Source organism: Flagellimonas amphidinii, assembly GCF_013090115.1.
Classification (GTDB): Bacteria; Bacteroidota; Bacteroidia; order Flavobacteriales; family Flavobacteriaceae; genus Flagellimonas; species Flagellimonas amphidinii.
Window position 1 is genome coordinate 310,303 of sequence record NZ_JABFNN010000027.1, and the last position, 26,634, is coordinate 336,936.

At 39.0% G+C, this 26,634-nt stretch carries 29 protein-coding genes; 15 read left to right on the forward strand and 14 right to left on the reverse strand.

The genetic code is table 11. The features are described from left to right. Positions 1-9 precede the first annotated feature (9 nt). Together HJC33_RS06015 and HJC33_RS06020 are read right to left on the reverse strand one after the other, a co-directional pair. Entirely contained in the window at positions 10-546 is a 537-nt protein-coding gene (locus tag HJC33_RS06015) for a DUF1569 domain-containing protein (protein WP_171657897.1), read from the reverse strand. 15 nt (positions 547-561) lie between these two features. Further along, positions 562-2,946 (reverse strand): TonB-dependent receptor, encoded by a 2,385-nt coding sequence (locus HJC33_RS06020; RefSeq protein ID WP_171657898.1) that lies wholly within the window; start codon positions 2,944-2,946, stop codon positions 562-564. A 234-nt stretch (positions 2,947-3,180) separates the two neighbouring features. On the opposite strand from HJC33_RS06020, the gene HJC33_RS06025 reads away from it, so the two are divergent. The 3 genes from HJC33_RS06025 (at position 3,181) to HJC33_RS06035 (ending at position 7,110) form a co-directional block, all read left to right on the forward strand. Continuing rightward, positions 3,181-4,272 (forward strand): sensor histidine kinase, encoded by a 1,092-nt coding sequence (locus HJC33_RS06025; protein ID WP_171657899.1) that lies wholly within the window; start codon positions 3,181-3,183, stop codon positions 4,270-4,272. 1 nt (position 4,273) lies between these two features. Then, positions 4,274-5,029, forward strand: coding sequence for a LytR/AlgR family response regulator transcription factor (locus HJC33_RS06030; protein WP_171657900.1), 756 nt, complete (start codon positions 4,274-4,276; stop codon positions 5,027-5,029). A 185-nt stretch (positions 5,030-5,214) separates the two neighbouring features. Continuing rightward, a complete protein-coding gene (locus HJC33_RS06035; protein WP_171657901.1) occupies positions 5,215-7,110 on the forward strand; it encodes a M61 family metallopeptidase in 1,896 nt (631 codons plus the stop codon). A 72-nt stretch (positions 7,111-7,182) separates the two neighbouring features. On the opposite strand, the gene ahcY is transcribed toward HJC33_RS06035, so the two are convergent. Further along, entirely contained in the window at positions 7,183-8,499 is a 1,317-nt protein-coding gene (ahcY, locus tag HJC33_RS06040) for an adenosylhomocysteinase (RefSeq protein WP_171657902.1), read from the reverse strand. Positions 8,500-8,573: 74 nt separating this feature from the next. Between ahcY and HJC33_RS06045 the strand changes: the two genes are divergently transcribed. From HJC33_RS06045 to HJC33_RS06075, 7 genes are all read left to right on the forward strand, one after another. Then, positions 8,574-9,215, forward strand: coding sequence for a 4'-phosphopantetheinyl transferase family protein (locus HJC33_RS06045; protein WP_171657903.1), 642 nt, complete (start codon positions 8,574-8,576; stop codon positions 9,213-9,215). A gap of 46 nt (positions 9,216-9,261) precedes the next feature. Beyond that, the gene (locus HJC33_RS06050) at positions 9,262-9,522 is read left to right on the forward strand and encodes a thiamine-binding protein (protein WP_171657904.1); all 261 of its coding nucleotides are present in this window, start codon (positions 9,262-9,264) and stop codon (positions 9,520-9,522) included. Beyond that, the gene (pnuC, locus tag HJC33_RS06055) at positions 9,506-10,141 is read left to right on the forward strand and encodes a nicotinamide riboside transporter PnuC (RefSeq protein WP_171657905.1); all 636 of its coding nucleotides are present in this window, start codon (positions 9,506-9,508) and stop codon (positions 10,139-10,141) included. Before HJC33_RS06050 ends, pnuC begins: the two co-directional genes overlap by 17 nt. Beyond that, positions 10,102-10,704 (forward strand): AAA family ATPase, encoded by a 603-nt coding sequence (locus HJC33_RS06060; RefSeq protein ID WP_171657906.1) that lies wholly within the window; start codon positions 10,102-10,104, stop codon positions 10,702-10,704. Before pnuC ends, HJC33_RS06060 begins: the two co-directional genes overlap by 40 nt. Further along, positions 10,664-12,202, forward strand: a complete 1,539-nt coding sequence (locus HJC33_RS06065; protein ID WP_171657907.1) for a DUF4301 family protein — start codon at positions 10,664-10,666, stop codon at positions 12,200-12,202. The genes HJC33_RS06060 and HJC33_RS06065 overlap by 41 nt, the downstream gene beginning before the upstream one ends. A gap of 824 nt (positions 12,203-13,026) precedes the next feature. Next, positions 13,027-15,231: a TonB-dependent receptor gene (locus HJC33_RS06070; RefSeq protein WP_409557872.1), complete on the forward strand. Its 2,205-nt coding sequence runs from the start codon at positions 13,027-13,029 to the stop codon at positions 15,229-15,231. A gap of 42 nt (positions 15,232-15,273) precedes the next feature. After that, on the forward strand, positions 15,274-16,272 hold the full coding sequence (locus HJC33_RS06075; RefSeq protein WP_171657909.1) for a Gfo/Idh/MocA family protein: 999 nt from the start codon (positions 15,274-15,276) through the stop codon (positions 16,270-16,272). A 3-nt stretch (positions 16,273-16,275) separates the two neighbouring features. Here the strand turns inward: HJC33_RS06075 and HJC33_RS06080 are convergent, their stop codons facing one another. Next, complete coding sequence (locus HJC33_RS06080) at positions 16,276-17,262, reverse strand: aldo/keto reductase (RefSeq protein WP_171657910.1); 987 nt, start codon at positions 17,260-17,262, stop codon at positions 16,276-16,278. A 10-nt stretch (positions 17,263-17,272) separates the two neighbouring features. Continuing rightward, positions 17,273-17,716, reverse strand: coding sequence for a Rieske (2Fe-2S) protein (locus HJC33_RS06085; protein ID WP_171657911.1), 444 nt, complete (start codon positions 17,714-17,716; stop codon positions 17,273-17,275). 186 nt (positions 17,717-17,902) lie between these two features. Between HJC33_RS06085 and greA the strand changes: the two genes are divergently transcribed. Together greA and HJC33_RS06095 are read left to right on the forward strand one after the other, a co-directional pair. Continuing rightward, the gene (gene greA, locus HJC33_RS06090; RefSeq protein ID WP_171657912.1) at positions 17,903-18,379 is read left to right on the forward strand and encodes a transcription elongation factor GreA; all 477 of its coding nucleotides are present in this window, start codon (positions 17,903-17,905) and stop codon (positions 18,377-18,379) included. 67 nt (positions 18,380-18,446) lie between these two features. After that, positions 18,447-18,839 (forward strand): HIT family protein, encoded by a 393-nt coding sequence (locus tag HJC33_RS06095; RefSeq protein ID WP_171657968.1) that lies wholly within the window; start codon positions 18,447-18,449, stop codon positions 18,837-18,839. On the opposite strand, the gene HJC33_RS06100 is transcribed toward HJC33_RS06095, so the two are convergent. Together HJC33_RS06100 and HJC33_RS06105 are read right to left on the reverse strand one after the other, a co-directional pair. Continuing rightward, positions 18,832-19,182: a hypothetical protein gene (locus HJC33_RS06100; protein ID WP_171657913.1), complete on the reverse strand. Its 351-nt coding sequence runs from the start codon at positions 19,180-19,182 to the stop codon at positions 18,832-18,834. The genes HJC33_RS06095 and HJC33_RS06100 overlap by 8 nt on opposite strands. Positions 19,183-19,186: 4 nt before the next feature. Beyond that, positions 19,187-20,338: a sensor histidine kinase gene (locus HJC33_RS06105; RefSeq protein WP_171657969.1), complete on the reverse strand. Its 1,152-nt coding sequence runs from the start codon at positions 20,336-20,338 to the stop codon at positions 19,187-19,189. Positions 20,339-20,464: 126 nt separating this feature from the next. Between HJC33_RS06105 and HJC33_RS06110 the strand changes: the two genes are divergently transcribed. From HJC33_RS06110 to aat, 3 genes are all read left to right on the forward strand, one after another. Next, a complete protein-coding gene (locus tag HJC33_RS06110) occupies positions 20,465-20,842 on the forward strand; it encodes a DUF3127 domain-containing protein (RefSeq protein ID WP_171657914.1) in 378 nt (125 codons plus the stop codon). A 6-nt stretch (positions 20,843-20,848) separates the two neighbouring features. Next, a complete protein-coding gene (locus HJC33_RS06115; RefSeq protein ID WP_171657915.1) occupies positions 20,849-22,225 on the forward strand; it encodes a short-chain fatty acid transporter in 1,377 nt (458 codons plus the stop codon). A 62-nt stretch (positions 22,226-22,287) separates the two neighbouring features. After that, positions 22,288-22,923 carry a leucyl/phenylalanyl-tRNA--protein transferase gene (gene aat, locus HJC33_RS06120; protein WP_171657970.1) on the forward strand — a complete coding sequence of 212 codons (636 nt, stop codon included), beginning with the start codon at positions 22,288-22,290 and terminating at the stop codon, positions 22,921-22,923. On the opposite strand, the gene HJC33_RS06125 is transcribed toward aat, so the two are convergent. Genes HJC33_RS06125 through HJC33_RS06155 form a run of 7 tightly spaced genes read right to left on the reverse strand, consistent with a single transcriptional unit; the run spans position 22,912 to position 26,618 of the window. Continuing rightward, positions 22,912-23,601, reverse strand: coding sequence for a DUF2490 domain-containing protein (locus tag HJC33_RS06125; RefSeq protein WP_171657916.1), 690 nt, complete (start codon positions 23,599-23,601; stop codon positions 22,912-22,914). The genes aat and HJC33_RS06125 overlap by 12 nt on opposite strands. Next, positions 23,582-24,163 carry a hypothetical protein gene (locus tag HJC33_RS06130; protein ID WP_171657917.1) on the reverse strand — a complete coding sequence of 194 codons (582 nt, stop codon included), beginning with the start codon at positions 24,161-24,163 and terminating at the stop codon, positions 23,582-23,584. Before HJC33_RS06130 ends, HJC33_RS06125 begins: the two co-directional genes overlap by 20 nt. Beyond that, on the reverse strand, positions 24,153-24,716 hold the full coding sequence (locus HJC33_RS06135) for a DNA-3-methyladenine glycosylase I (protein ID WP_171657918.1): 564 nt from the start codon (positions 24,714-24,716) through the stop codon (positions 24,153-24,155). The genes HJC33_RS06130 and HJC33_RS06135 overlap by 11 nt, the downstream gene beginning before the upstream one ends. A gap of 37 nt (positions 24,717-24,753) precedes the next feature. Then, positions 24,754-25,101: a hypothetical protein gene (locus HJC33_RS06140; RefSeq protein WP_171657919.1), complete on the reverse strand. Its 348-nt coding sequence runs from the start codon at positions 25,099-25,101 to the stop codon at positions 24,754-24,756. Between the two features lie 4 nt (positions 25,102-25,105). Next, entirely contained in the window at positions 25,106-26,068 is a 963-nt protein-coding gene (locus HJC33_RS06145) for a sodium-dependent bicarbonate transport family permease (RefSeq protein WP_171657920.1), read from the reverse strand. Positions 26,069-26,073: 5 nt separating this feature from the next. Next, entirely contained in the window at positions 26,074-26,367 is a 294-nt protein-coding gene (locus HJC33_RS06150) for a hypothetical protein (RefSeq protein ID WP_171657921.1), read from the reverse strand. Positions 26,368-26,384: 17 nt separating this feature from the next. Further along, positions 26,385-26,618 (reverse strand): hypothetical protein, encoded by a 234-nt coding sequence (locus HJC33_RS06155; protein WP_171657922.1) that lies wholly within the window; start codon positions 26,616-26,618, stop codon positions 26,385-26,387. Positions 26,619-26,634: the final 16 nt, after the last annotated feature.

The following is a 26,634-nucleotide window of genomic DNA, read 5'->3' on the forward strand; positions in this document are numbered from 1 at the left end:
TGAAAATATTTACTTTAAAATATCCCGAATAATTTTTAAATGATGACGAGTGTGTATTTTTAAAAATCGTTGGGTCTGACCCTTATCCAGTTTTTTAAAATAGGGATGTTTAAAATAGGCCTTGGTATCCAGGCCCTCTATTTTCTTTATATTTTCCTTGGCTTCTTCCAACTGTAAATAAAGGCTGTCTGTTATGATGTCCTTTGGTGGCCTTACCGATTTTGGGGATTGTGCCACCCCCCGTGGAATGATACCCGAGGTAAATACAAAAATTCTGGAGAAGCTAAAACTGGACTTAAATTTATCTGGTTCAGATTCCTCAAGAGCCTCACAAATCCTGTTGATGGTTTTAAGGCTATGGTCTAAATGCCAAGCCACATCAGCTTCAGAAACTTTTATGTTTCTAGCATCCCTTTGTGGGATATAATTTACCATTTCAGAGAACTGCTCATCCAAAAAATCAGGTCCAGATTCAGAATTATTAACCAAAACAAATACACTTATTATAAATATTAAAGCTAATAAAATTAGTGCGACCTTTTTCATGAGGTTCTTTTTAGGTTAAAATTGAAATTTGTATCCGAAGTCAGGGAAGAACCCAATTTGATCTACTTGGTCCACATTGTTGGTCAAGCGATTGTAGCGTCTAACAAAAATATTTTCATTGGCGGTAACGTTTTGAAGATCCACATAAAATTGGTGCGATCTCTTTTTGTTTCTACTATTTATTTTGATGCCAAATTTTACATCCCACCGGAAATATTCATCATATTGCTGGCTAAAAGCAATGTCTTCCTGCAAAATCTCAAAACCAGCTTGGCGTGATGCTTCTAAATCCACAGGAGTATAATACCTGCCGCCCGAAGTGGTTAAACGGGTATCCACAAACCAAACATTTTTACCAGATGCCCCCGTTTTAAATTCCTTGCCGGCCAAAAGATTGACCACATATCCATTGTTAAACGGAGTATTTCGTTCTATGCCATCACTTCCCTCATACTTGCTTTCAAAAAAGGAACTGGTCAATAGACCGTAATAGCCTTTGCTGAAGAATTTTTCCAAGGTAAATTCGACCCCTTGGTTGTATCCTGTCCCTTCATTTACCAACGAGACTTTGTCATTGTCAAAACCAAAATCTGCTCCTTCGGTTAAAGTGGAATAGCTAGAGGGAGAGGCTTCCACTCCGGCTTTGTCAATATCTTGATAGTAAACTTCCACTTTTCCTCGCCAGCTGTTGGCAAAGCTGACGTCATATCCCAATACGTAGTGATTGCTTCGGACGAAGTCCAAATCCCTATTGGTTTGTTGCAGGGTTCCATTAATGTCTTCGTTTAAAAAGAGCAAGGGTAATGGAATGGATTGATGATGAAGGCCATAACCCAAATTGATGCTGTGGTTAGGAAAAATAGCATAATTGATAGCGGCTCTGGGTTCAAGAACAAATTGTTTGTTCAAAGAACTGTATTGGGTGTGTAACCCAGCATTTAAAGTAAATTTTTCGGTAACTCTCAGCTGACCTTGCGCGAAGGGTTGCCACAAAGTGATATTCTCATCAATATCTCTAAAGTTGACCAAATCTGGATCACCATCCCCGTCATTGTCCGATTGCTCGTCGCGATCTAACAAAAGACTCTGCACATTGAAGGTCTCTAAAAGTACTCCCGTCCTAAAAGTGAATCTACTGCTTAGCTTGCTATTGAAAAGGGAAGAAAATGTAAATCGGGTTTCAGAATTGTCGGCTTCGGTAAACCTGATCAATCTTTCATCAGGGGTATCCATATCTATAAATCGATCTACGATGAATTCATTTCCAGAATAGGAGGCGGAAGCTATAGTTCTAAGAAAAGAATTGGAGCCCAAACTCAGATTATATTTTAATCCCACCACACCAAATCTGGAATCCACAAAGGTGTTTTCATCCTCTGCGGCAAAAAGATCATCAGGGTCAATATCGTTTCCTAAAAATTCTATGTCCGAAGTTCCTAAAATTCCAAAAATGGAGAGGTTTCCAGAATTCACCCTGCCAAAATCAATATTAAAAGAAAGGTCATTGTAGTTTGGAGTCGCTGAGGTTCCACCGGCGCCAATACCCAAAAGACTTACCAAAGAATATCTCGCCGCAACCAAAAACGAACCTCTTTTTTGACCCAAAGGACCTTCGGCCATGGCTTCCACTCCGGTAAAAATTCCAGTTTGAAGGGTATACTCGTAGTCGTCTGCATTTCCTTTGCGGAAACCAAGGTCAAAAACGCCACCAAGCGCATTTCCGTATTCTGCAGGAAAGGCAGAAGTGATAAAATCTGAGTTTTTAAGTAGGTTGGGATTCAAGGCCGATACGGAACCTCCGGTGGTGCCAATGGTAGAATAATGGTTGGGACTTGGAATGGGAACTCCTTCCAATCTCCATAGGAGTCCAACAGGTGAATTTCCTCTGATAACGATGTCATTCCGACTATCATCAGGGGCCGATACTCCTGCAAAATTAGCGGCCAAACGACCTACATCGCTCCTTCCACCAGAAAAACGAGTAACCTCTTCTACACCGAACTGCCTTGCGGAAACAGTTGCCAATTTGTTCAAAGGCAGATTTTTGCCATCCTCATTGGTAAGGATGATCTCATCCAATTGATTGAAGGATTCTTGCAATTGTACGGTAATGAACACATCTTTTCCAGAGGTTACTTCTACATTGGGAATTGTAACGCTTTCAAATCCTATATAACTGATAAGCAATGTTTTACGACCCAAGGGAATATCTTCTAAAATAAATTGTCCATCAAAGTCGGTAATGACACCAGTGGCAATTTCCATGTCCAAAAGTTCAACGGTGGCGCCTTCCAATGGGCTTTCGGATTGTTTGTCCAGCACAACACCCTTAAGGGTGCCGGTTTGGGCAAGGGTTACAAATCCAGAAAGTAAAGTAAAGATTAGAATGAATTTTTTCATGATGACGTTATTTGATTTTTGCCGAAGATGAGTCATTCTCTTTTCTGGTGAAACAAGGAAATAGTTGGATTGCCGTTTTGAGGTTTGTGTTGTTAGGGAAGAGATTGAATCACTTAAGGGGTAAATTTTAAGGGCGATTCCGGATAAAGGATGATTCTTTACAGTTCAGGTTGTTTTTTAACAGTTGAGAAGGGGAATTAAATTTGATAATAAGGTCTTGCGTATCTTTAACCTATGGCATTGCGTATATACAAAAACAAAGAGGTCAAAAAGTTTTTGTTTCGATGGATGGTGGTCAATGTGGTCTTTTTTATCATTAAGGTCACCACGGAACATGAGGAGGATGCATTGCAAACTTTTTTCTCATCAACCAGTCAGTTTTATTATTGGACCGCCTTTCTCTTTTTTATGGTGACCTGGGAACTCAACGATTGGCTGATTCATAGAGTGCGCAGGCGTTCTCAACTCAATCTTAGAAATAGCATTGGGATTTATTTAAAAACCATGACAGTTTTGGCTCCCTTAAGTGCCGCAGTTTACTATATGGCATATTTTCCATTAAGGGATGTACTGAAAATAGAATGTGACCAGTCCTATGTGTTGGACTTTTGGGGTGATTTTTTAAGGGCATGTGTAATTGGATCAACAGTTATTTTTATCAACCTTTTCTATTATTCGATGAAGCAAAAGGATGAAATGGAAGAACAAATGAAAAACCTTAAAAGGGAAATGATAGCCTCCAAATATTCTTCATTGCGAAGCCAGATCAGTCCCCATTTTTTGTTCAATAGTTTGAATACACTTACCTCTTTAATGTATGAGGATCGTGATTTGGCCTCAGATTTTGTTACCCGTTTGGCTTCTAGTTATCGCTATATTTTAGACAATAAGGAGGAGGATTTGGTAAGTCTTCAAAAAGAGCTGAATTTTTTGGATGCCTATATTTTTATGATGGAAGTAAGACATAAAAAAGCAGTATCCATCAAAATGGATATCAAAATAATCCCCGAAGATTATTGGATTCCGACCTTAACATTACAGATGTTGATTGAAAATGCCCTGAAACACAATATGTATTCCAAAGAAAAACCTTTGAAAATATCCATTACTTCTATTCAAAATGAAGCTTTGGCAATAAAAAATAACCTGAGAAAAAGGGAAATCAAAGAAGAAACAACCCAAATGGGTTTGGAAAACATCAAAAAACGATATGCGTATTATACCAATAAACCTGTTTTGGTTAGGGAGGAAGAGGCATATTTTGAAGTCATTATTCCGTTAATGGATAAAAAAGCAACTGAAATGAATCTGAAAGCTATTTCTTAAAATGAAAGCAGTTATTGTTGAGGATGAGGAATTTGCATCCAAAAGATTGGCGCAGATGGTAGGAGAACTTGCTCCAGAGATGCATATTGTGGCCAGTTTGGATTCGGTGGAAAGTGGGGTCGATTGGTTTACCAAAAATGCCCTTCCGGACCTTGTTTTTATGGACATTCAGTTAAATGATGGCTATGGTTTCGATATTCTGGACGATATGGAAGATCATCCCCCAGTTATTTTTACCACGGCTTATAATGAATTTGCGATTCGTGGATTTAAATACAATGGGGTAGACTACCTTTTAAAGCCTATTGTTAAGACGGATCTTAAAAAAGCACTTGAAAAATTCAAAAAGAACGTTACCCGAAATGGGCATACCCCAACAGATAGCCTAGAGCATCTAAAACAGCTTTTCCATAAAGAATACAAACATCGGTTTATGGTAAAGGTAGGGAACCAATTTAGGTCGTTTAATGTAGAGGATATTGCCTATTTTAAATCACATGAAGGATTGATATGCCTTTTTACACACTCTGGACAGTCCTACCCTATTGAGTACACTATTGACCAATTGGAAAATATCTTAAACCCTATCCATTTTTTTAGGGTCAACCGCAAGTTTATGGTTTCTGTGCAAGCAGTGGTCGAAATCCACAGCTATTTTAATAGTCGGTTATTGTTGAAAATTCTTCCAAAGGAAGAAGAACAAGTAATTGTTTCCAGAGAAAGAACCACCAACTTTAAGCGGTGGTTGGACATGTGACTTGTAAAACCTATGGAATAGGGTTATACTTTATGGGTTTTTAATGTCCAAAATATAGGCGCAGATTTTCTTTGCAGTTAATATTAAATTCCCAGAACTTTGTAACAATTCTTCATTATTGACTACCAACGGTAGTCAGAGATTTTTTCTCTATATATTAGTTAACGATTTTTAAAACCCAAAAAATGTTCAAAAAACTAGGCTTATATGCCCTTACCTTAGGAATCATTGTTTCTTGTGGCCCAAAGAACCTATCCAATGATTTGGCCGTTAGCAATCCCATTAAAGCGCAATTAGATTTGGTGAATATTCAAGATGACAAGGTCAGTGTGATCATTGACCCAGGTCGATTTGTTCAAGATACGGTCATTTACAGATTGCCTAGAGTGGTACAGGGGACTTATGCAGTTTCTGATTTTGGAAAATATATTGAAGAGGTTAAGGCCATAGATTATGACGGTAATGAGCTAGAGTTGAAAAAAATGGATGCCAATAGCTGGATGCTCACCTCTGCCAAGAATTTGGATAAAATCCTTTATGCGGTTAATGACACCTTTGATCAAGAAGTGGATGGAGGTATTGGAGAGGAAGTTCCCTTTTCTCCTTCAGGCACCAATATAGAGCCCAAACAGGTAATGTTGAATCTTCATGGTTTTGTTGGGTACTTTGATACCCTAAAAAATAACTCTTATCAAATCGATATCACATCACCCATAAACTTCAACTATACATCACCATTACAAGAAATTCAATCAGCTCAAAGTGAAGATGGAACCGCAAAGAGTTCTACTTTTCTGGCTAGTCGATATTTTGAGGTAACGGACAACCCAATGATGTTCGGTGAAACTGAGGTTGAGGAATTTATGGTAGGGGACATCAAAATTGTTCTAAGTGTCTTTTCGCCCAATGGAGTACATAAGGCTTCGGATATGAAAAAGACCATGGAAGAAATGATGCAGGCGCAAAAAAAGTATTTAGGAGACTTGAACAGTACACCTAGATATGATATTCTAGTTTATCTGTCCGACACCCAAAAAGAAGGCTCGCCAAAAGGATTTGGAGCTTTGGAACACCATACTTCTACAGTAGTGGTGCTGCCCGAGCAAATGCAACCTGAGGCTTTGGCAGAATCAATGATTGATGTGGTTGCCCATGAATTCTTTCATATTGTAACGCCTCTTTCAGTGCATTCTGAGGATGTACATTATTTTGACTATAACAATCCGACATTCAGCAAGCATCTTTGGTTGTATGAAGGGATAACAGAATACTTTGCGCAGCATTTTCAAGTCTATGAGGGACTGATTGATCAAGAGAAATTCTACGCTCGTACGATGGAAAAAATCAATACCTCAAAGTCCAATTATGATGACACCATGAGTTTTACCCAAATGAGCGAGAACATCTTGGAAAGTCCTTATAAGGAAAACTATGCCAATGTATACATGAAAGGAGCTTTAATAGGGATGTGCATTGATATTTTGATGCGGGAACACAGTGACGGTAATCGAAGCTTAAGATCATTAATGGGAGAGCTCTCTACCAAATATGGAAAAAATAACCCCTTTGTTGACGATAACCTAATTGCCGAAATAACCGCAATGACCTATCCAGAAGTTGGCGAGTTTTTAAATACAAACGTGGTGGGAACCACGCCTATCGACTATGACAAGATATTTGAAAAAGTAGGGCTTTATTTTGGAGAGGCAGAAGTGGAGACCAATTACATTCAAAACGCTGGGAACATAATTGTTGATGGCGATCCTATCAAACAGGCAATAAAGTTCAACGAGTTGGTGACTGAAAATAGCTTTTGGAATGATAACGGGGCCAAACCGGATGATATTTTCAAATCCATTGATGGGACAGAAGTCAGTTTGTCAAGTGCCAATCAGGTTTTTGGCGATGTATTTACATGGAAACCTGGCAGGGAGATTGAAGTGGTTCTTTTACGGGGCGATGAAGAGGTTGTCATTAAAACCACCACAATACCAACTTACACTAAAACTACTACCTTGATTGAAAACCCTGATGCCACGGAAGCACAAAAACAATTACGAAGTGCTTGGTTGAAAGGATAGCATATCATACATATACGTAAAACAAAAAGGGCCCAATCTATGATTGGGCCCTTTTACTAAAACCTAATAAGGTTAGTATCTATAATATTCAGGTTTATAAGGGCCTTCAACGGTAACACCGATGTATTCAGCTTGCTCCGGGTTTAATTCCGTAAGCTCTGCACCCAAACGGGCTAAATGTAATTTAGCCACTTTTTCATCTAAATGTTTGGGAAGCATATACACTTCATTATTGTATTTGTCACTATGTTTCCAAAGTTCAATCTGTGCCAAAGTTTGGTTGGTGAACGAGTTGCTCATTACAAAACTTGGATGGCCAGTTGCACAGCCGAGGTTGACCAATCTACCTTCGGCCAAGACCACCACATCTTTTCCGTCAATGGTGTATTTGTCAACTTGAGGTTTTATTTCATCCTTTGTATGTCCGTAGGTTTCATTCAGCCATGCCATATCAATTTCGTTATCAAAATGGCCAATATTACAAACAATGGCTTTGTCTTTCAATGCTCGAAAATGCTCCTCACGGATGATATCTTTATTACCGGTTGTGGTGATTACAACATCAGCATTTTGTACCACGGTCTCTAGTTTTTTTACCTCATAACCATCCATGCAGGCCTGCAGCGCGCAAATAGGGTCAATTTCAGTAACGGTTACGATAGCTCCCGCTCCTCTAAAAGAAGCAGCTGTACCTTTACCAACATCGCCATAACCAGCTACCACAACACGTTTTCCGGCCAACATTGTGTCTGTGGCCCTTCTAATGGCATCTACGGCACTCTCGCGACAACCGTATTTATTATCAAATTTGGATTTAGTAACAGAATCGTTCACATTAATGGCTGGCATGGGCAATGTGCCATTTTTCACTCTTTCGTACAAACGATGTACTCCAGTTGTGGTTTCCTCAGATAACCCTTTGATTGCAGCGGCAAGCTCTGGATATTGGTCGAGCACCATATTGGTCAAATCCCCTCCATCATCCAAAATCATGTTCAAAGGCTGTCTTTCTTCACCAAAGAACAATGTTTGTTCAATACACCAATCAAATTCCTCTTCGGTCATGCCTTTCCATGCATAAACGGGAATTCCAGCAGCGGCAATGGCGGCGGCGGCATGGTCTTGGGTGGAAAAAATATTACAAGAGCTCCAGGTAACTTCTGCACCAAGGGCCACTAAGGTCTCAATTAACACTGCAGTTTGGATGGTCATATGCAAACAACCGGCAATCCGTGCGCCCTTAAGGGGTTGTTCACTCCCATACTCTTCACGCAAGGCCATCAAACCAGGCATTTCGGCCTCAGCCAACTCAATTTCTTTTCTGCCCCAATCCGCTAGGGAAATATCTTTAACCTTGTAAGGGACATATGGAATTGTCTTTGTGCTCATACTTTAAATAAATTTACTTTTGTAGCTTCGCTTTCATAGCGGAGCAAAGATACGAAATCACTTAACTTCTAGTCGTGCCATTATATAAAACCATTACAGTTTCACCTACCACTAAAGTATACATTTGGAAAGTGGTGGAAACTGAAAATGCTCTTGCAGATGGAATTGAACTGACCCCTCATTGCCAGAATAGGATGGATGGGATGAAATCTGAAGCACATCGAAGGGCATTTTTGAGCATTCGCCATCTTATGGCAGTGGCAGGTTATGAAGACAAGGATTTATTTTACGATGATTTTGGGAAGCCGCATCTTAAAGATGGTAATTACATTTCTATCACCCATTCACGAAATTTTACGGGAATAATAGTGAGCAGTACAGATGAGGTGGGAATAGATATTGAGATGCAAAGGGAAAAAATCCTCAGGATTGCCTATAAGTTTACGCCAATAGAAGAATACCGTACATTGGCCAATACCGAAGCTATTATTAGAAAATTGACCATTGTTTGGGGAGCCAAGGAATCACTTTATAAAATATATGCACAACAAGGGCTTAGTTTTTTAAAGCACATTGATGTATTGGATTTTGCCTTTGATGACTCACGTACCGTAGCCAAAATCTTATATAAAGGAGAAAGGTCCCATTACGAAATTGAGTTTTTGGAATTTGAAGGTTTCACATGTGTATATGCACTTAAAATGTTGGGTGGATGAGAGCAGTCTTTTTAGTAGATTTGCCACCTAAGAATTTGCATAGCCCATGAGAATATCCGTAGAACTTACCTTGACCCCGCTTCAGGATGATTTTGAACCTGCAATCATTAACTTCATCAAAAATTTAAGGAATTCTGGATTAACGGTTTTGGAAAACCCATTGAGTACCCAAGTTTATGGGGATTACGATGCTGTAATGGAACTCCTTCAGACTGAAATCAAAGAAGCCTTTGAACTTATTGAAAGGGGACTGCTCTATATGAAAATCGTAAAATCGGACCGAAGCGATTATGAGCCCCATTTTTGATTTTTTTCTAGGGCCATATCAAGAGAGACAGCTCTCGTTGATTATTTTGGAAGCTACCGCTTTTTTCTTTGGAATAGCCAGTGTAATCTATGCTAAGAGAGAAGATATCATGGTCTACCCGACCGGACTTGTAGCTACAGCAATAACAGTTTATATTTTTTTTATTGACCGTTTATTGGGCGACATGATGATGAATTTTTATTATTCCATCATGAGCATTTATGGGTGGTGGAATTGGGCCCGGAGAAAAAACAATAGAGAATTTGTGGTAAATATTTCAAGAACCACTGTAAAGGAAAAATGGATTGGTGTGGTACTTTTTCTGCTTACCATGTTGGTTACCTTTGGGGTTTACAAGGCTTTTGATGTTGAAATAGGACCTACCAACTATATTGACATTTTTACTTCAGGCATATTTTTTACTGCCATGTGGTATATGGCGACAAAAAAGCTGGAAAACTGGACACTTTGGATTATTGGGGACCTAATTACCGTACCTTTGTACGCATATAGGGGATGGGGGATGTTTTCATTGCAATACCTCATTTTCACAGTATTGGCCATTCAGGGATATCTAGCATGGAAGAAAAGCTTAGTCAGCAACCCTCAGACATCATAAAAGTTGTTCTTTTTGGACCAGAATCAACTGGAAAAACAACACTTTCCGAACAATTGGCTAGACAATACAATACGGTTTGGGTGCCAGAATATGCCCGGGAGTATCTTCAAAATAAATGGAACAACGAACGCAAGACCTGTGAGCCCAAAGATTTATTGCCCATCGCCAAGGGGCAAATACAATTGGAAAATGAGCTAGCGACCAAAGCAACAGATGTGCTTATCTGCGATACAGACCTATTGGAGACCAAAGTATATTCAGAAGCATATTATTTGGGATATTGCGACCCCATTCTAGAAAAGGCAGCTCTAGAAAACACCTATGACCTCTATTTTCTTACTTATATAGATATTCCTTGGGAAGCAGATGATTTAAGGGATAAACCCAATGAGAGGGAACATATGTTTGCATATTTTCATGATACCTTAAAAAAATATGACCGTAATTTCGTTATCTTGAAGGGAGATAAAAAAACAAGACTCAAAACTGCAGTTAAACACATAGATAAACTTCTTCAGAGACATGATCGACTTAAGTCAAAAAGACTTGGAACAATTGGATAAAAAAGGGATCTCCAAAGAAAAAGTATCCCAACAAATCAAAACATTTCAAGAAGGAATTCCATTTGCAGACTTGGTGCGGGCCGCTATAGTTTCTGATGGGATATTAAGGTTTTCCGAAAGCCAACAGGAAGACCTGGTTCAATATTTTGAGGATGCCAGAGTAAATCTGGAATTGTTAAAATTTGTGCCTGCTTCTGGGGCTGCTTCTAGAATGTTCAAGGCCATGTTCAATTTTTTGGATGCTTACGACCCTGCCCAAGAAGAACTTTCAGCATATATTGAGCGGACAGGAGATAAAGCCGTAAAACAATTTACGGAACAGATGTCCGCATTTCCATTTTATGATTTGATTATGGAAAAAATTAAGGACAAAACATCGAACCCGGGAGAAACTGCCCACCTTTTTGTGAAAGAGATGTTGATGGAAGACGGACTCAATTATGGGTTTTATCCCAAAGGATTGCTGCCGTTCCACAAATATGGGGAAGAAGGAGCCACACCTTTTGAAGAGCATTTGAAAGAAGCTGCCCTTTATGCTAAAACAGATGGTAGGGCCAACTTACACTTTACAGTATCTGAGCAGCATGTAGCAATGTTTGCTGATGAGGAAAGCAAAGTAGCTCCTAAAATTGCTAAAACAACCGGCACCGAATTTGCAGTTTCCTATTCGCAGCAAAAACCATCTACGGATACCATTGCAGTAGATTTGGAAAACAAGCCTTTCAAGAATAGTGATGGTTCTATTTTGTTTAGACCTGGGGGTCATGGCGCATTGATTGAAAACCTGAACGATCAAGATGCCGATATCATCTTTATCAAAAACATTGATAATGTTGTTATTGATGCCAATCTTGAAAAAATAGCCAACAGCAAAAAAATGTTGGCAGGAGCTTTAAGAAAAGTCCAGGAACAGGCTTTTGACTATGCAGCTTTATTAGAAACAAGCGACATATCAGAAGAACAGATGGCGGAAGTCAAAACCTTTTTGGAAAATGAGCTTAATGTAAGATTTTCTGAAAATTTCTCAGAGTTGAGTTTTGATGAACAAATTGCTTTGCTAAAAGAGGGCATAAATCGCCCTATTAGAATCTGTGGAATGGTTAAAAATGAAGGAGAACCTGGTGGAGGTCCCTTTTGGATAAAAGATGGAGCCGGAAACATATCACTTCAAATCATTGAATCTGCCCAAGTGGACATGTCCAATCAGGAGCAGGCTGGACTTCTTAAAAATTCTACCCATTTTAATCCAGTAGACTTGGTTTGTGGAGTTCGAAACTATAAAGGAGAAAAATATAATCTTTTGGACTTTGTGGATACCAAACAGGGATTCATTACCGGTAAGACCAAAGAAGGAAAAGAGCTGAAGGCTTTGGAGCTTCCTGGACTTTGGAACGGTGCCATGGCCTTTTGGAACACCATTTTTGTAGAGGTTCCCTTGGTAACCTTTAATCCGGTTAAAACAGTAAATGATCTTTTGAAGCCCACGCATCAGCCATAAAAAAGCTATTATTTTAATGAAAAATCCCTTCCATAATATTTGGAAGGGATTTTTTTGTGACCAGAATAAAAAAGAAGTGTCATATAAATGAAAAGCTAAGGCAAAGGATTGATTGGATGCATCATCCATCATGAGAATTTGAATTAGTCTGAGCGTAATAGCTTGGTTTTTTTCGGTTGGTTGATTTGGTTGAAGGTCGCACTTAGTGCGACCTTTTTTTGTGACCAGAATAAAATAGTTGTGTCTTATGAGTAGAACACTGATATGATGATTTATAAAATAGTATTGATTGTAAGTCTGGTATCCTTTTTAGTGCCAATTTTTTTGGTGGTTTCCCATTCCCTCGATGATAGAAAACGAAAAAGGAACAGCAATTAAACTCTTTTGGATGATGCTATGCAAACACTAACCTTTGCGTTATCCGTCTGCGTCAACCGAAATGTTGACCAAGTAGAAAAGGCCGCAACTGCGGCCTTTTTGTTTTAAATGGCATCTATCCCGCATCAATTGCGACGGATTCCATTATACATGCTCAAAAAAGTCAAATAGTGCGTATATAATTATGAAAATTTAGTGCCAGCTATTACATTTGCCCCATCTCAAAGGGGTGCTTTTTAAATAAGGCTGAGATTATACCCAATGAACCTGGGCAGGTAATGCTGCCAAGGGAATGCGCAAAGCGCATCTTGGAATTTCTAAGTTTCTATATAGAAACACAAAATCATTTATTAACAAGAATAATGACCCCTTTTATTCGTAAAATTTTACGAATGAAACCGCTTTATTCAATTAATTTCAGGACTGCGGGATTACCATGCGGTTCAATGCGACAGGTAAAACAAAATAAAGGCCATCGCATTAAAACTTTATGCACAACATTCGCCCTTTCAGGGCTGGGACTGGGTCTGTACGCCCAGGAAAAACCAAAGGATTCTTTGGAGAGAAAAGAAATTGTACTGGATGAGGTACTTGTCCAGGCCATTAGGGTTACCAAGGAGTTTCCCATTACCTTTTCCAATTTAAGCAAAGAGGAGATTGCTCCTCGTAACTTAGGGCAAGACATCCCAATTTTAATGAACTTTTTACCGGCCGTGGTAACTACTTCAGATGCAGGCGCAGGTGTGGGCTACACGGGTATTCGAGTGCGAGGTAGTGATGCCACCCGGGTAAATGTTACCATTAATGGTGTTCCCTACAACGATGCGGAATCGCAGGGGACTTTTTGGGTCAATATGCCCGATTTTGCTTCTTCCACTCAAAGTTTGCAATTGCAACGTGGTGTTGGTACATCTACTAATGGAGCGGGAGCTTTTGGAGCTAGCTTGAATTTGTTGACAGATGCTTTTTCCGAAGAAGCCTACGGAAGAATTTCTTCTTCTTACGGAAGCTTCAATACGCTTAGAAACAATGTAAAATTCAGTACAGGAATTCTTAATGAACATTTTGAGCTGTCCGGAAGACTTTCAAGAATTACTTCGGATGGATATATTGATCGAGCCAGTTCAGAATTAGATGCCTACTTTTTACAAGGAGTGTACAAAAGTGATAAAACATTATTGAAAGCCTTGCTTTTTGGCGGTCATGAAATTACCTATCAATCTTGGAATGGTATAGATGCAGAAACACTTCGAAGCAATAGAACATTCAATTCTGCTGGGATGTATACTGACGAAAATGGGAATACCCAATTTTATGATAGGGAAGAGGACAACTACAAACAAGACCATGCACAATTACATTGGAATCAAACCATAAATGCTGAATGGAGCACCAATTTTGCGCTGCACTATACCCGTGGGAGGGGCTATTTTGAACAATTTCGTGAGGATGATGACTTTGCAACCTATGGTTTTGAACCCATAACAGTTGATGGTGAGGAAGTAAACACAACCGATGTGATCAGAAGAAGATGGTTGGACAATGATTTCTATGGAACCGTTTTTTCGGCAACTTACGACAATGGAAGCCTAACATTGATACCTGGTGGAGGATACAATGTATATAAAGGAGATCATTTTGGTGAAGTCATCTGGGCACGTTTTGCTTCAAACAGTACTATTCGTGACCGTTATTATGACGACAATTCCACTAAAACTGATTTTAACCTTTACCTAAAGGCCAACTATAAGTTGGACAATCAATGGTCTGTATTTGGCGACGTACAATATCGAGGAGTTGGATATGAGGCGAATGGCGAGGATACAGGTTTGGTGGACGATACCTTTAACTTTTTCAATCCTAAGGCGGGGCTTACGTTCGACTTGAATAAAAACAACAATTTTTATTTTTCCTATGCCCGGGCCAATAGAGAACCCAATAGGAATGATTATGAAAATGGTAATCCTAGACCCGAACGTCTCAACGATTTTGAATTGGGATGGCGCTATGTTTCTTCCGGTTTTCAAATCAATACCAATGTCTACTACATGCGTTACAAGGACCAATTGGTGCTGACCGGTGAACTGAACGATGTGGGGGCTCCACTTAGAGCCAATGTTGGCGATAGTTACCGTTTAGGGCTGGAAGTTGATGCAAACCTTAAATTGGGAAATAAGTTTGCGCTAAGGCCAAATATTGCGTTAAGCGATAATAAAAACATCGATTTTTTCTTTCAAAGAGATGGAGTGCTTCAAAACCTAGGTAACACAAACATTGCTTATTCACCAAAAGTGGTAGCAGGTAATATCCTTGCTTTTCAGCCTAATGAAAAACTACAGGTGTCCCTGCTTTCAAAATTTGTGGGCAAACAATATATGGGGAATATAGATGCCGAGGCTTCAGTTTTGGATAGTTACTCCCAAACTGATTTTAATGTACAATACGTGATTGAAACCAATGCCTTTGTAAAAAGTATTGTACTTACAGGTTTGGTGAACAACATTTTTGATGAGGATATAGTCTCCAATGGATATTTCTTCACTTATGATGATGATTTCTCAAATCCAGGTACCATAACCACAATTGAAGGAGCTGGATTCTATCCCCAGGCGGGAATAAACTTTTTGGTGGGAGCGACCTTAAATTTCTAGTGTTTATCGCAACTATTGTTGGGGATTCTTTACTTTTAAAGTATGGAATCCCCTTTTTATTTTAAGAGAAATGTTCCCATTAAATGGGGCGTTATCGGTTGTGGAAATGTTACCGAAAAAAAAAGTGTTCCAGCTTATCAAGGAATTGATGGCTTTGAGGTGGAGATGGTCATGGGCCGAAATGCTGAAAAAGTTCAGGACTATACCCAAAGACATCAAATTCCAAAGTGGACAACAGATGTAAAGGAACTTCTTGAAAACCCTGAAATTGATGCTATCTACATTGCCACTCCTCCAGATTCCCATAAGTTTTATGCCCTTGAGGTGGCTAAGGCTGGTAAGCCTTGTTGTATAGAAAAGCCAATGGCCTCAAGTTATGAAGAAAGCTTAGCGATTTATGAGTCTTTTGAAAGGAAAAATATTCCTTTATTTATTGCCTATTATAGAAGGTCATTACCTAGATTTCTCAAGGTAAAACAATGGTTGGATGAGAAACAGATTGGTGAAGTTCGGCACATTCATTGGCAAAAATCGAAACCGCCAAATGATTTGGATTTAAGCAGGGAATACAACTGGAGAACAGACAAAAAAATTGCTCCCGGCGGATATTTTGATGATCTGGCCAGTCATGGGTTGGATTTGTTCGCGTTTCTCTTGGGTGATATTAAGGAGGCAAACGGTTTTACTACTAATCAACAAAGATTATATTCTGCTTATGATGCTATTTCGGGAGCTTGGCTACATGAAAATGGCATTACCGGTGATGGTTTTTGGAACTTTGGCACCCAGCATCGAGAGGATAAAGTTGAAATTTTAGGCTCCGATGGTAAAATTACGTTTACTGTTTTGGACGAAGGACCCGTTCAGTTGGAAAATGCTTCAGGGCATCATATCCTTGATATTCCAAATCCGGAGCATATTCAAAAGTTTCATGCGGAAAATATCAAAAACCATCTTCAAGGAATAGCTGAACACCCTTCCACAGGAAAATCTGGACTACAGGCCAATTGGGTAATGGACAAGATTTTGGGAAGGATTTAAATCCTACCAAAGTTGATGCACATGTTCCTTAATATAATTTTTGTAAATAGAATCCACAGCTTTTTTCTGTTCCTCTGTCAAACTTGAAAGTGTAACTGCTTCAATATTGGAATGTAGTTGCTCCACTTTGGAAGCCCCAGGAATGATACAGCTTACCTCTGGGAAGTCTAAAATCCAACGAAGGGCTATGGGAGCCAAGTTAGTGTATGTTGGGAATGCATTTTTAAGTTCTTCCACAGCCTTTAGACCAACTTCGTAAGGAATACCAGAAAATGTCTCCCCTTTATCAAATGCAGCACCATCTCTATTAAAAAAACGGTGATCGTCTTTTTCAAAACTGGAATTTGAAGAAAACTTGCCGGTTAACAAGCCACTGGCCAAAGGGACTCTGACAATGACGCCAACATCCTTTTTTTGGGCTTGCTCAAAAAACAATTCTAAAGGGCGTTGCCGAAACATATTGAAAATAATTTGAACTGTGGTCACATTGTCGAACTCCATTCCTTTGATGGCCTCTTCAATTTTTTCAACGCTTATACCCAGATTTTTAATTTTTCCTTCCTGTTTTAGCTGGTCAAAGAGGCTAAAAATTTCTGGTCGATAATAAACTTCAACGGGAGGGCAGTGCAGTTGTATCAAATCCAAGCATTCCAATCCGGTGTTCGTTAAGCTGTCTTCCACATACTTTCGCAGTGCTTTAACAGTATAGCCTTCATTGATGTGCGGATTGATTTGCCGTCCGCATTTAGTAGCAATGAAGACTTCCTCACTTCTGGATTTTATCATTTTACCCACAGCAGCTTCACTGGCGCCTGCTTCATAAACATCAGCAGTATCAATAAAATTAACGCCGGCATCAATAGCCTCGTTGATAATATTTTCTGCAAGGGAATCATCAAAACCGGAACCCCATTTGCCACCCACCTGCCATGTGCCCAACGAGATTTCGGAAATGTCCATTCCGGTCTTTCCAAGTCTTCTATAATTCATTGATTGGTTTTTAGTTTGATATGATTACAACATCCCCACTTTGGGTAGCACTGTAAAAAAGGAGGTCATAATAACGTTCTCCGTCATCTGGCCTATCCAATTGTTGCCCCGTAAAAAGGCTATAGGTATACCCTTCACAACCACAAACTACGGTTTGGCCCTCAATGGTCATTGTGGAGCAACTATTTGGCGTATGGTTAGGGCAGCTGGCTTCAAAAGCAACAAATTGAGTGCCGCTCAAACCTGCTCTCATTACAAAAGCTCCACGTGTTCCAACGCCATCATTGCCCACATATACAGGGTTTCCTATGGTGTTGAGACCATTATAGAGAGGTAGATTAAGGTTTAAATCGAATCGGAAACTGACTTCTTGGAGATAAGGATTTCGATTGGTACTGTCTGAATTACAAGAAATTAGAAATGCTAGTAGGATAAAGCCCCATACGTGCCTCATAGTTTGGATTTCAATATGTTACTGAACAAAGTTGAACAAAAATTACCTATATTTGCGTTAAATCCTCGCTAAAAACTATGCTGGTCATAGTAGTCGTTGAGGATTTTTTGTATTTGTAAAGAGAAAGGTCATTGGGAAAATAAATACATTTTCCGCAATGCTCTTTTGCATTAAAAAAATGACGAGATGAGTAAAATATCATATTATACAGCGGAGGGATTAAAAAATTTACGCGAAGAACTCAATCAATTGAAGGACATAGAACGTCCAAAAGCGTCACAAGCCATTGCTGAAGCTAGAGATAAAGGAGATTTATCCGAAAATGCCGAATATGATGCCGCTAAAGAAGCTCAAGGTTTGTTGGAAATGAAAATTTCCAAACTTGAAGAAACTTTGGCCAATGCTAGATTGATTGATGAATCTCAGCTGGATACTTCAAAAGTACTGGTGCTTTCAACGGTTAAATTAAAAAACCAGGCCAATGGTATGGAAATGAAATACACTTTGGTTGCAGAAAGTGAAGCCGATTTGAAGTCGGGCAAAATATCCGTGACCTCACCCATTGGTAAGGGTCTGTTGGGAAAATCTGTTGGTGAAGTAGCAGAAATTCAGGTGCCCAATGGAACCTTAAAGTTTGATGTTTTGGAAATTACCCGTGAGTAAGAGCTAGTAAAATCATTATATTTAATCCCGTCTTATGGCGGGATTTTTTATTAAAACCAAACCAACTATGCCCACTATTTTCACTAAAATCATCAATGGAGATATTCCTTGCTATAAAATAGCTGAGGACGAAGATAATTTTGCTTTTTTGGACATTAATCCAAATGCCAAGGGACATACACTTTGTGTTCCCAAAAAGGAAGTGGACAAACTATTGGATTTGGATGAGGAATCATACATGAAGCTTATGGCTTTTTCCAGAAAAGTTGGCAAGGCCATTGAAGCTGCTGTTCCTTGTGAGCGTGTGGGAATGTCTGTGATTGGACTTGAAGTTCCACACGTCCATGTACATTTAATTCCGCTACAATCAATGAAAAATGCCACGTTTCAATATAAGGAAAGTCTAACGGCTGAAGAATTTGAGAAAGTAGCAGAGCAAATTAGAGATCAAATCAAATAAGATTTTCCAAGTGTAGGTAGAAAACGGTCCCAATTACGCCTAAAATCAGTATTAAAAGACCAAAAAACAATGTTGTAAACCGCACCGATGGTCTGTCTGGTCGTACCAATTTATTATAGTAATCAAATACTCTTTCAATATCTGTGGTCCAGTCAACTGGATATATAATTGAATGGCATTTTTTACACTTTATTTCGTAGGTTACTTCTGGAGTGGTACGATGAAAAAAAGGATTGTAGGTATGTTTTTGGTAGAAGGTAAGCTCCAACTCTTGATTAAAGCATTCAGGGCAGTTGTTGGTGATTTCAGCTTTTTTTATTGCAATTCGCTTTTCCTTTGTCATCAGTTCAAAGTTCAATTGATTTGAGGGAAATTTGCATAATAGTTCCTTCCTTGCCGGACGAAAGTACTTTAATTTTTCCTTTATGGTACTCTTCCACTATTCTTTTGACCAAGGAAAGTCCCAATCCCCAGCCTCTTTTTTTCGAGGTTACTCCGGGATTAAATATATTTTGAAAATCACTTTTGGAGATACCGTGCCCTGTATCCGATACCAATATATGGACATTTTGCCCTTTTCTCTCAATATGGATGCTAATATTTCCTTTACCTTTCATGGCATCGATGCCATTTTTAACTAAATTCTCGATACTCCAGTTATATAAAGGAGGATTCAAGAGTACAGGAAGTTCTTCAATCTCTGTGGTAAAGGAAAAATGAATCAATTTAGAGCTTCTGCGTTTTAGATATTGATATGCTTTTTTGGTTTCCTCCACAATATCATGTACTTGCAGTTCTGGAATAGAGCCAATTTTTGAAAACCGCTCCGTAATAGTCTGTAAACGGGTGATGTCCTTTGCAATTTCCTTGGTAATATCTGGATTGATGTTTTCTGATTTCAACAATTCGTTCCAACCTAGCAACGAGGTAAGTGGGGTTCCAATTTGATGAGCTGTTTCTTTGGCCATGCCGGCCCAAAGTTTGTTTTGTTCCGATGCTTTATTGGTTTTAAAGAAGAAGAAGATTACCGCCCCAAATAAAAATATGATGAGCAGTAAAGCAAGGGGATAATACTTGAGTTTGTTCAGAACTTCGGAATTGCCATAGTACAAAGTTTCCAAAAGCTCTCCCTCTTGAACAATTTCAATGGGTTCGTTCTCGCTTCGAAATTGTCGTATCTTTCTTTGGATGTATGCACTATCTAAAGCTTTTTCTTCGGTAATGTTGTGCGTTTTAATGGAACCTTCCTCATTTACCAGAATCATGGGAGTAGAAGTGTTGTTTCCCATGACCTTTAGGGTCAAATTTCCTAATTCTTGATCCACTGATGATTGTATGAGCTCCAACTGTGCAGTCGCCCATATTTCCATCTTTAATCGTTCCTCTTCTTTAAACTTTTTAAAAAAGCTATTGGTATTCCACAGAATGAGACTTACAATCACAAAGGCAGAGATCAATAAAGTGATGTAGGAAGCTTTCCTTTTGGGGCTGAAGTTCATGTTTTTGATGGAATTGTGAATAAAGATAGCGGAAAATGGAAAAATATGTTGATACTTCATATACGCATCAGGTTTCCAATGGGCTTCATTTTATGTACATTTGAAATTTATTGAAAAGAAGTTTACATGGAAGTTCAGGGAAGAATAAAAATGATAGATGAAACCAAAACCTATGGCAACAATGGTTTCAGAAAAAGAGAAGTGGTTGTTACTACGGAAGAGCAATATCCGCAGCATATTTTGGTTGAATTTGTTCAGGATAAATGTGACCTGCTGAACAATTATAATGTAGGACAATCGGTGAAAATAAGCATCAATCTAAGAGGTAGGGAATGGGTAAACCCTCAAGGGGAGACCAAATATTTCAATTCTATCCAAGGATGGCGCATTGAAAACTTGGAAGCGGGAAATAATGCAGAAAACATGCCGCCTGTACCTCCAATGGAAGCTTTTGAACCTGCTGATGACCTTAATGAGGAAGACCACGACGACCTCCCATTCTAAACTACTTTGGGCCTTACCAAAGTAATAGAACGTATTTTTAAGAGGTATTTGCCCTCTCCGTTTACTATAGCGGTACTCCTTACGGTTTTCACTATACTTTTGGCCTTGGTATTTACTAACAATACCTCGCGCCAGAACCACCTGTTCACAATTCTATCCTATTGGGAAAATGGGGTCTGGAATAACGGACTCTTGGTTTTTGCCTATCAAATGATGCTCATTTTGGTATTGGGGCATGTTTTGGTATTGAGTAAACCCATGGAAAGACTTATACTGCTCATTACCAAATGGGTGTCCAATGGGTCCAGTGCTGCGGTACTGGTTGCGTTGCCAACTATGTTGGTATCCTTTTTTAATTGGGGTCTTGGATTGATTTTTGGGGCGATTTTGGCCAGAAAAGTTGGTGAATATGCCAAAGAGCATAACATCAACATTAATTACCCATTAATAGGAGCATGTGGTTACTCAGGTTTGATGGTATGGCACGGAGGGATCAGCGGATCAGCTCCTATTAAAGTTGCTGAAGCAGGTCATTTGAAAGGATTATTGGAAGGTGTTTCAAGTTCTGAGGTACTTTCAAAATTGCCTGAGAGCATCTCCACATCGCTAACTGTATTTAGTAGTTGGAACCTCATACTTTTTCTAACAGTGGTTTTGTCGATAACGGTTTTGGTCTATTTTTTAGGAAAAAGAACTGATATGAATATCGTGGAACTTAAAACGTATCAATTTAAATCGGTAGATGGCAAAAAGTTGGATGGCGCAGAAAAATTAGACCATTCCAAATGGGTATCCACCTTGTTTGGAGCTTTGTTGCTAGTTACATTTTTGATACAATACCTACCTGCACTCAAGACCTTAAATATTACCCCAAACATGCTCAATTTCTTCATGTTGGGCCTGGCTATTCTCTTACATGGAAGCTTTAAAAGTTTCTTGTTGGCTGTTGAAGAAGCAATAAGTGATACTGCGGGAATCTTGATTCAGTTCCCGCTCTATTTTGGAATTATGGGTATTATGAGTGGCAGTGGCATGATCAATACTATTTCTGATTTTTTTGTTTCGATAAGTACCGAAACCACTTTACCTATTTTTACTTTTTTGAGCGCTGGACTGGTCAATATTTTTGTGCCAAGTGGAGGTGGTCAATGGGCAGTGCAAGGACCTTTGGTCCTAGAATCTGCATTACAGTTGGGAGTTCCTTTACCAAAAGCAATTATGGCTCTGGCTTATGGAGATCAAGTTACCAACATGCTTCAACCCTTTTGGGCGTTGCCGCTTTTGGGAATCACAAAATTAAAGGCCAAGGAAATCCTTCCTTATACATTACTATTCCTATTTTTTGGAAGCCTTATTTATGTTGCCGGGCTTCTAATTTTTTAAAGCTTTTTATGTAACTTTAAAATAAAAGTTGCGCCTTGGAAAACGATGCGAATAAGTTTCCCTTGTACTTTTTGAGCAATAGATTGGAATTTCCATCTGTTGAAATGGCCAATGAAGATGGTCTTTTGGCAGTGGGGGGTGATTTGTCTTCGGAGCGACTCTTACTGGCTTATAAAAATGGTATTTTTCCTTGGTTCAATGATGATGCCTTAATTCTTTGGTGGGCACCAGACCCAAGGATGGTTTTGTACCCTGATGAGGTCAAAATCTCCAAAAGTATGCGCAAAGTGCTCCGGGATAAAAAGTTTAGGCTGACCCAAAATACCTGTTTTGACCAGGTTTTGGAAAATTGTGCAAGGATGGAACGAAAGGGACAGGAAGGTACTTGGATCACTTCAAAAATGAAAACGGCCTACAATGAATTGTTCAGAAAAGGTTTTGCCAAATCCTATGAAGTTTGGGAAGGCAAGGATTTGGTTGGAGGATTGTACGGGGTTGATTTGGGCCATGTTTTTTGTGGAGAAAGCATGTTCAGCCTTCAACCCAATGCATCTAAGTTTGCATTTATTAGAATGGCGGAAGAACTTGCCGAAAAGAACTATAGACTCATAGATTGCCAAATTCATACGTCGCATTTGGAAAGTCTTGGGGCCAAATTGATTCCAAGAGTGGAATTTATGGAAATCCTAAAGTCCTAATTGGATATTACTAAGCAAGAACAGGACATTATCGGTTTTTTGGGAAGTGTAATCTTCCAAACGATATTCTATGCCGAACAACACTTTCAAACCTTTGTTGAATTTCCAGCCTATTTGCCCACTAATTCGATTATCATATTGGGAGCTTCTTCCTTTACCCACACTTAATAAATTTTCCATGCTGGTAGCTAAAAAAGGTTCTCCAACATCCAGTTTTTCCCCTTTTAAAGGGAAATCAATGGCGAATCTATACCTAAACCTATGAACAGTGAGTTCCTTTAGGATTCGCTGCTCAGCTCGGAAGCGATGTCCAAAACGAACCACTAAAGGGCGCTTGGTAAAATTGTATTGTTGTGTCAACCGCAATTCATTGGATTTTCCATCAAAAATGTCTCTGAATCTATATTGAACACCCATGGCAATACTTTGATTATCGGATAACCCCCACTTGGAAAAATGAACCAAATCCAACTGTCTTCCCCTAAAAAGGGTATTGCCTTCATCTACAAGATAAGCTCTATGTCCCAAAGAAAAATTATGGGAATAAGTGTTGGACACGTTGTAATTTATGGCCACTTGGGGTTGCCAATATGCAGTGAAATTTTCCTGACCAGAACAAATGAATGTGAACAGCCCGAAAATCAAAACAAACCACCAATTAATATAAGAGATGGTCATAATTGGGGGTTAGGGATTTTCGGAGATTGCGCAATTGACCTTCAGCATCAAAAAGCCCTTCATAAGTCTGAAAGCCATGATTGCTTTTACTTGTAAAAATGAGCTCGTATCGGATATAGGGCAAAAGCAAATTTTGAAAGGCTTCTCTTAACACCTTTGGTGTTTCAGCATTATTAGCAGGATATTGTTGCTGTATTTTTTTGATTTTTGACCTAGGAAATTCTGTATCTAAATACTGTTGAATTTGCACCCAGGCATCTTCAGGCACATCGGTTTTTTTGATAATGAATTCCACATCTTCAAGTTCTCCTTTGGAATTGAATTCTACGCTGTAGTGAAGTTTTCCTTTTTTGAACTTTGCCTCAAAACTTGTTTTGGCACTATCTATTTCACGATAAAACCGAATTCTTTTCGCATCTTCTACATAAGATTTTATGGATTCCAATGCTTTGGCAGGGAAATCCTCTTCAGAAATTCTAAACTCTTGCTCGTACTTGTTTTGGGCCGAAGTATTTAGTCCGACCAAAAAAAGAAAAGAACAAAATAGAAATCTATACTTCATTGTATCTAAAACATCCCACTTCATGATCGTTTACCAATCCTGTGGCCTGCATAAATGCATAGACCACGGTACTGCCCACAAATTTAAACCCCCGCTTTTTTAAATCTTTACTGAGTGCATCAGATTCGGATGAGGTGGCCGGTGCGTCCTTATAGTTTTTCCACGCATTTTTTATGGGTTTGCCATCCACAAATGCCCAAATGTAGTCACTGAAGCTTCCAAACTCTTGTTGAACCTGCATAAATGCCTTTGCATTGGAAATAGTGGCATTAATCTTCAGTTTATTTCTGATGATGCCCTTGTTTTCCAAAAGTTCATCGATTTTACCTTGATTATAATCCACTATCCTTAAATAATCGAAATCATCAAAGGCCTTTCTGAAGTTTTCTCGTTTTCTAAGCACGGTAATCCAGCTCAATCCGGCCTGGAAGGTTTCCAATATCAAAAATTCAAATAGGGTTTTGTCATCCCTGACAGGCACGCCCCATTCCTGATCATGGTAGGCTTCATACAATGAATCTCCCAAGCACCAACCACATCGATGTTTGCTCATATAGATTTGGTTTTTGCTAAAGATAGTGGAAATAGGGTTAGAGTAATTTTAATTCTTTGGCAACTAGGGCACGGGCAACGTCTGCATAAATTTGGGTTAAACTGTGATAAAAGTTCTTACCATCTTGTCGGCGGAGTACATGTATTTTAAAACCGGAAGAACGGTTAATGATGCCTGCAATCTTAGCTTTTTGCCCAATCAATTTGTTTTTAGGAAGAGTAGAGTTTTCTTCGGGGCCTACTTCTGCTATGGTCTTACCCAAGAAAAGATAAGAGTTGTTGGCCGCAAGACCTATAGTAAAAGTAGTTCCAAGTTTGATTTCTTGTTGGATGTCATTTTCTTTTGCAATTTCCTGCAATTTTGATGTTTTTTGTCCTTTATCCATAGTGCTAAAGATTTTGAATGAGATAGAGATATAGGGGCATGCCCAATGTAATGTTGAAGGGAAATGTAATGGCAAGGGCCATTGGCAAATATAGGCTTGGATTGGCCTTGGGAGCGGCAATTCTCATGGCTGCAGGTACTGCAATGTATGAAGCACTTGCGGCTAGTATGGAGAAAAGAAATCTGTTCCCAATACTATCGGTTATAAATTGACTGAACCAAGCGACAAAACATCCATTGATTATTGGAATCACTATAGAAAATATGAGGGCAAACCAACCTTTTTTCAGGAAATCATTGAGTTTTTTGCCGCTGGTTATGCCCATGTCCAGAAGAAATACTGCCAAAAATCCTTTGAAAATATCCGTAGTGAATGGTTTTATTCCCTCCGCTTGCTGGTCATTGGCCAAAAACCCAATGGCCAAGCTGCCCAAAATGAGCAGCACACTTCCATTGGTAAATGAATGGCGAAGAATTTTTGAAAAATCACAGCTTTGTTCTTTTTCTTTTTTAAAAAGGGTCATCAACAAAACGCCAATGATAATCGATGGTGCTTCCATTAAGGCCATCACAGCCACCATGTGGCCCCCAAATTCAATTTGTTCAATTTCAAGAAAAGAAATTGCGGTCACAAAGGTGACCGCACTAACTGAACCATAGGCTGCTGCAATAGCACCAGAGTTTTGTACATTGAACTTCCTTCTTAAAATAAAATAGGTGTATATCGGTACAATTGTAGCCAATAGCACTCCAAAAAGAAGTGACCAAATGATTTCCATGTTAAGGGAGCTGTGTGATAGCTCTTGCCCGCCTTTAAACCCAATGGCAAAAAGGAGGTACAGGGAAATGAACTTTGAAGAATTGGAGGGGATTTCTAAATCACTTTTTAATTGAACTGCGATAATACCCAAGAAGAAAAAGAGCAGCGCGGGGTTGGTAAGGTTATCCAGTAGTAGGTGTAGATCCATAAAGGTTATTCTTCCAAGGTTATGTTAAGAATGCCATCTATTTTTAAACGTTTTCCTTCTTGTCTTACACTGCTGATAAATTTTCGGGCAATTTTGATTTCATTTTCAAGCTCTGCAATCCTTCCATCAGGATATTTGGTGTTGGCATCCTGATTTCCTTCACACCAGGACAAACGTTGAAGTTTGTGGAAGTTTATTTTTTCATTCAAAAGACTGGTGATAACATCTAAAGCCTCTGAAGCTGTAAATGTTCCGTCAACTAATTGAATTTTCTGATTTGTTTTGACAATTGTTTCCATTTTTTCTTGATTTTTAATTAAGACCTTTTTGTTTGATTTTTACCTGTAAGGTGAATGGACATGAGCCCAAATACAATTGATATTGAAATGCTTAGCCATCCAAAAAAGAGGAAATCGTTTAAAGCTGAAAGAACTAATATTCCACCAAAGAGAAATCCGGTAAGGGCATAGTACAAAGGGTAATAAATATTTTCCTTAGTCGATTTTGTGGCTTTGTTTTCAATTTTTTGAGAGAATAGAACCTTGCTCATGATGTTTGTTTTTTTG

Coding starts and splice junctions, on each gene's coding strand:
- HJC33_RS06015 (WP_171657897.1), bottom strand. CDS start 546: ATGAAAAAGGTCGCACTAATTTTATTAGCTTTAATATTTATAATAAGT.
- HJC33_RS06020 (WP_171657898.1), bottom strand. CDS start 2,946: ATGAAAAAATTCATTCTAATCTTTACTTTACTTTCTGGATTTGTAACC.
- HJC33_RS06025 (WP_171657899.1), top strand. CDS start 3,181: ATGGCATTGCGTATATACAAAAACAAAGAGGTCAAAAAGTTTTTGTTT.
- HJC33_RS06030 (WP_171657900.1), top strand. CDS start 4,274: ATGAAAGCAGTTATTGTTGAGGATGAGGAATTTGCATCCAAAAGATTG.
- HJC33_RS06035 (WP_171657901.1), top strand. CDS start 5,215: ATGTTCAAAAAACTAGGCTTATATGCCCTTACCTTAGGAATCATTGTT.
- ahcY (WP_171657902.1), bottom strand. CDS start 8,499: ATGAGCACAAAGACAATTCCATATGTCCCTTACAAGGTTAAAGATATT.
- HJC33_RS06050 (WP_171657904.1), top strand. CDS start 9,262: ATGAGAATATCCGTAGAACTTACCTTGACCCCGCTTCAGGATGATTTT.
- pnuC (WP_171657905.1), top strand. CDS start 9,506: ATGAGCCCCATTTTTGATTTTTTTCTAGGGCCATATCAAGAGAGACAG.
- HJC33_RS06060 (WP_171657906.1), top strand. CDS start 10,102: ATGGAAGAAAAGCTTAGTCAGCAACCCTCAGACATCATAAAAGTTGTT.
- HJC33_RS06065 (WP_171657907.1), top strand. CDS start 10,664: ATGATCGACTTAAGTCAAAAAGACTTGGAACAATTGGATAAAAAAGGG.
- HJC33_RS06070 (WP_409557872.1), top strand. CDS start 13,027: ATGCGACAGGTAAAACAAAATAAAGGCCATCGCATTAAAACTTTATGC.
- HJC33_RS06075 (WP_171657909.1), top strand. CDS start 15,274: ATGGAATCCCCTTTTTATTTTAAGAGAAATGTTCCCATTAAATGGGGC.
- HJC33_RS06080 (WP_171657910.1), bottom strand. CDS start 17,262: ATGAATTATAGAAGACTTGGAAAGACCGGAATGGACATTTCCGAAATC.
- HJC33_RS06085 (WP_171657911.1), bottom strand. CDS start 17,716: ATGAGGCACGTATGGGGCTTTATCCTACTAGCATTTCTAATTTCTTGT.
- greA (WP_171657912.1), top strand. CDS start 17,903: ATGAGTAAAATATCATATTATACAGCGGAGGGATTAAAAAATTTACGC.
- HJC33_RS06095 (WP_171657968.1), top strand. CDS start 18,447: ATGCCCACTATTTTCACTAAAATCATCAATGGAGATATTCCTTGCTAT.
- HJC33_RS06100 (WP_171657913.1), bottom strand. CDS start 19,182: ATGACAAAGGAAAAGCGAATTGCAATAAAAAAAGCTGAAATCACCAAC.
- HJC33_RS06105 (WP_171657969.1), bottom strand. CDS start 20,338: ATGAACTTCAGCCCCAAAAGGAAAGCTTCCTACATCACTTTATTGATC.
- HJC33_RS06110 (WP_171657914.1), top strand. CDS start 20,465: ATGGAAGTTCAGGGAAGAATAAAAATGATAGATGAAACCAAAACCTAT.
- HJC33_RS06125 (WP_171657916.1), bottom strand. CDS start 23,601: ATGACCATCTCTTATATTAATTGGTGGTTTGTTTTGATTTTCGGGCTG.
- HJC33_RS06130 (WP_171657917.1), bottom strand. CDS start 24,163: ATGAAGTATAGATTTCTATTTTGTTCTTTTCTTTTTTTGGTCGGACTA.
- HJC33_RS06135 (WP_171657918.1), bottom strand. CDS start 24,716: ATGAGCAAACATCGATGTGGTTGGTGCTTGGGAGATTCATTGTATGAA.
- HJC33_RS06140 (WP_171657919.1), bottom strand. CDS start 25,101: ATGGATAAAGGACAAAAAACATCAAAATTGCAGGAAATTGCAAAAGAA.
- HJC33_RS06145 (WP_171657920.1), bottom strand. CDS start 26,068: ATGGATCTACACCTACTACTGGATAACCTTACCAACCCCGCGCTGCTC.
- HJC33_RS06150 (WP_171657921.1), bottom strand. CDS start 26,367: ATGGAAACAATTGTCAAAACAAATCAGAAAATTCAATTAGTTGACGGA.
- HJC33_RS06155 (WP_171657922.1), bottom strand. CDS start 26,618: ATGAGCAAGGTTCTATTCTCTCAAAAAATTGAAAACAAAGCCACAAAA.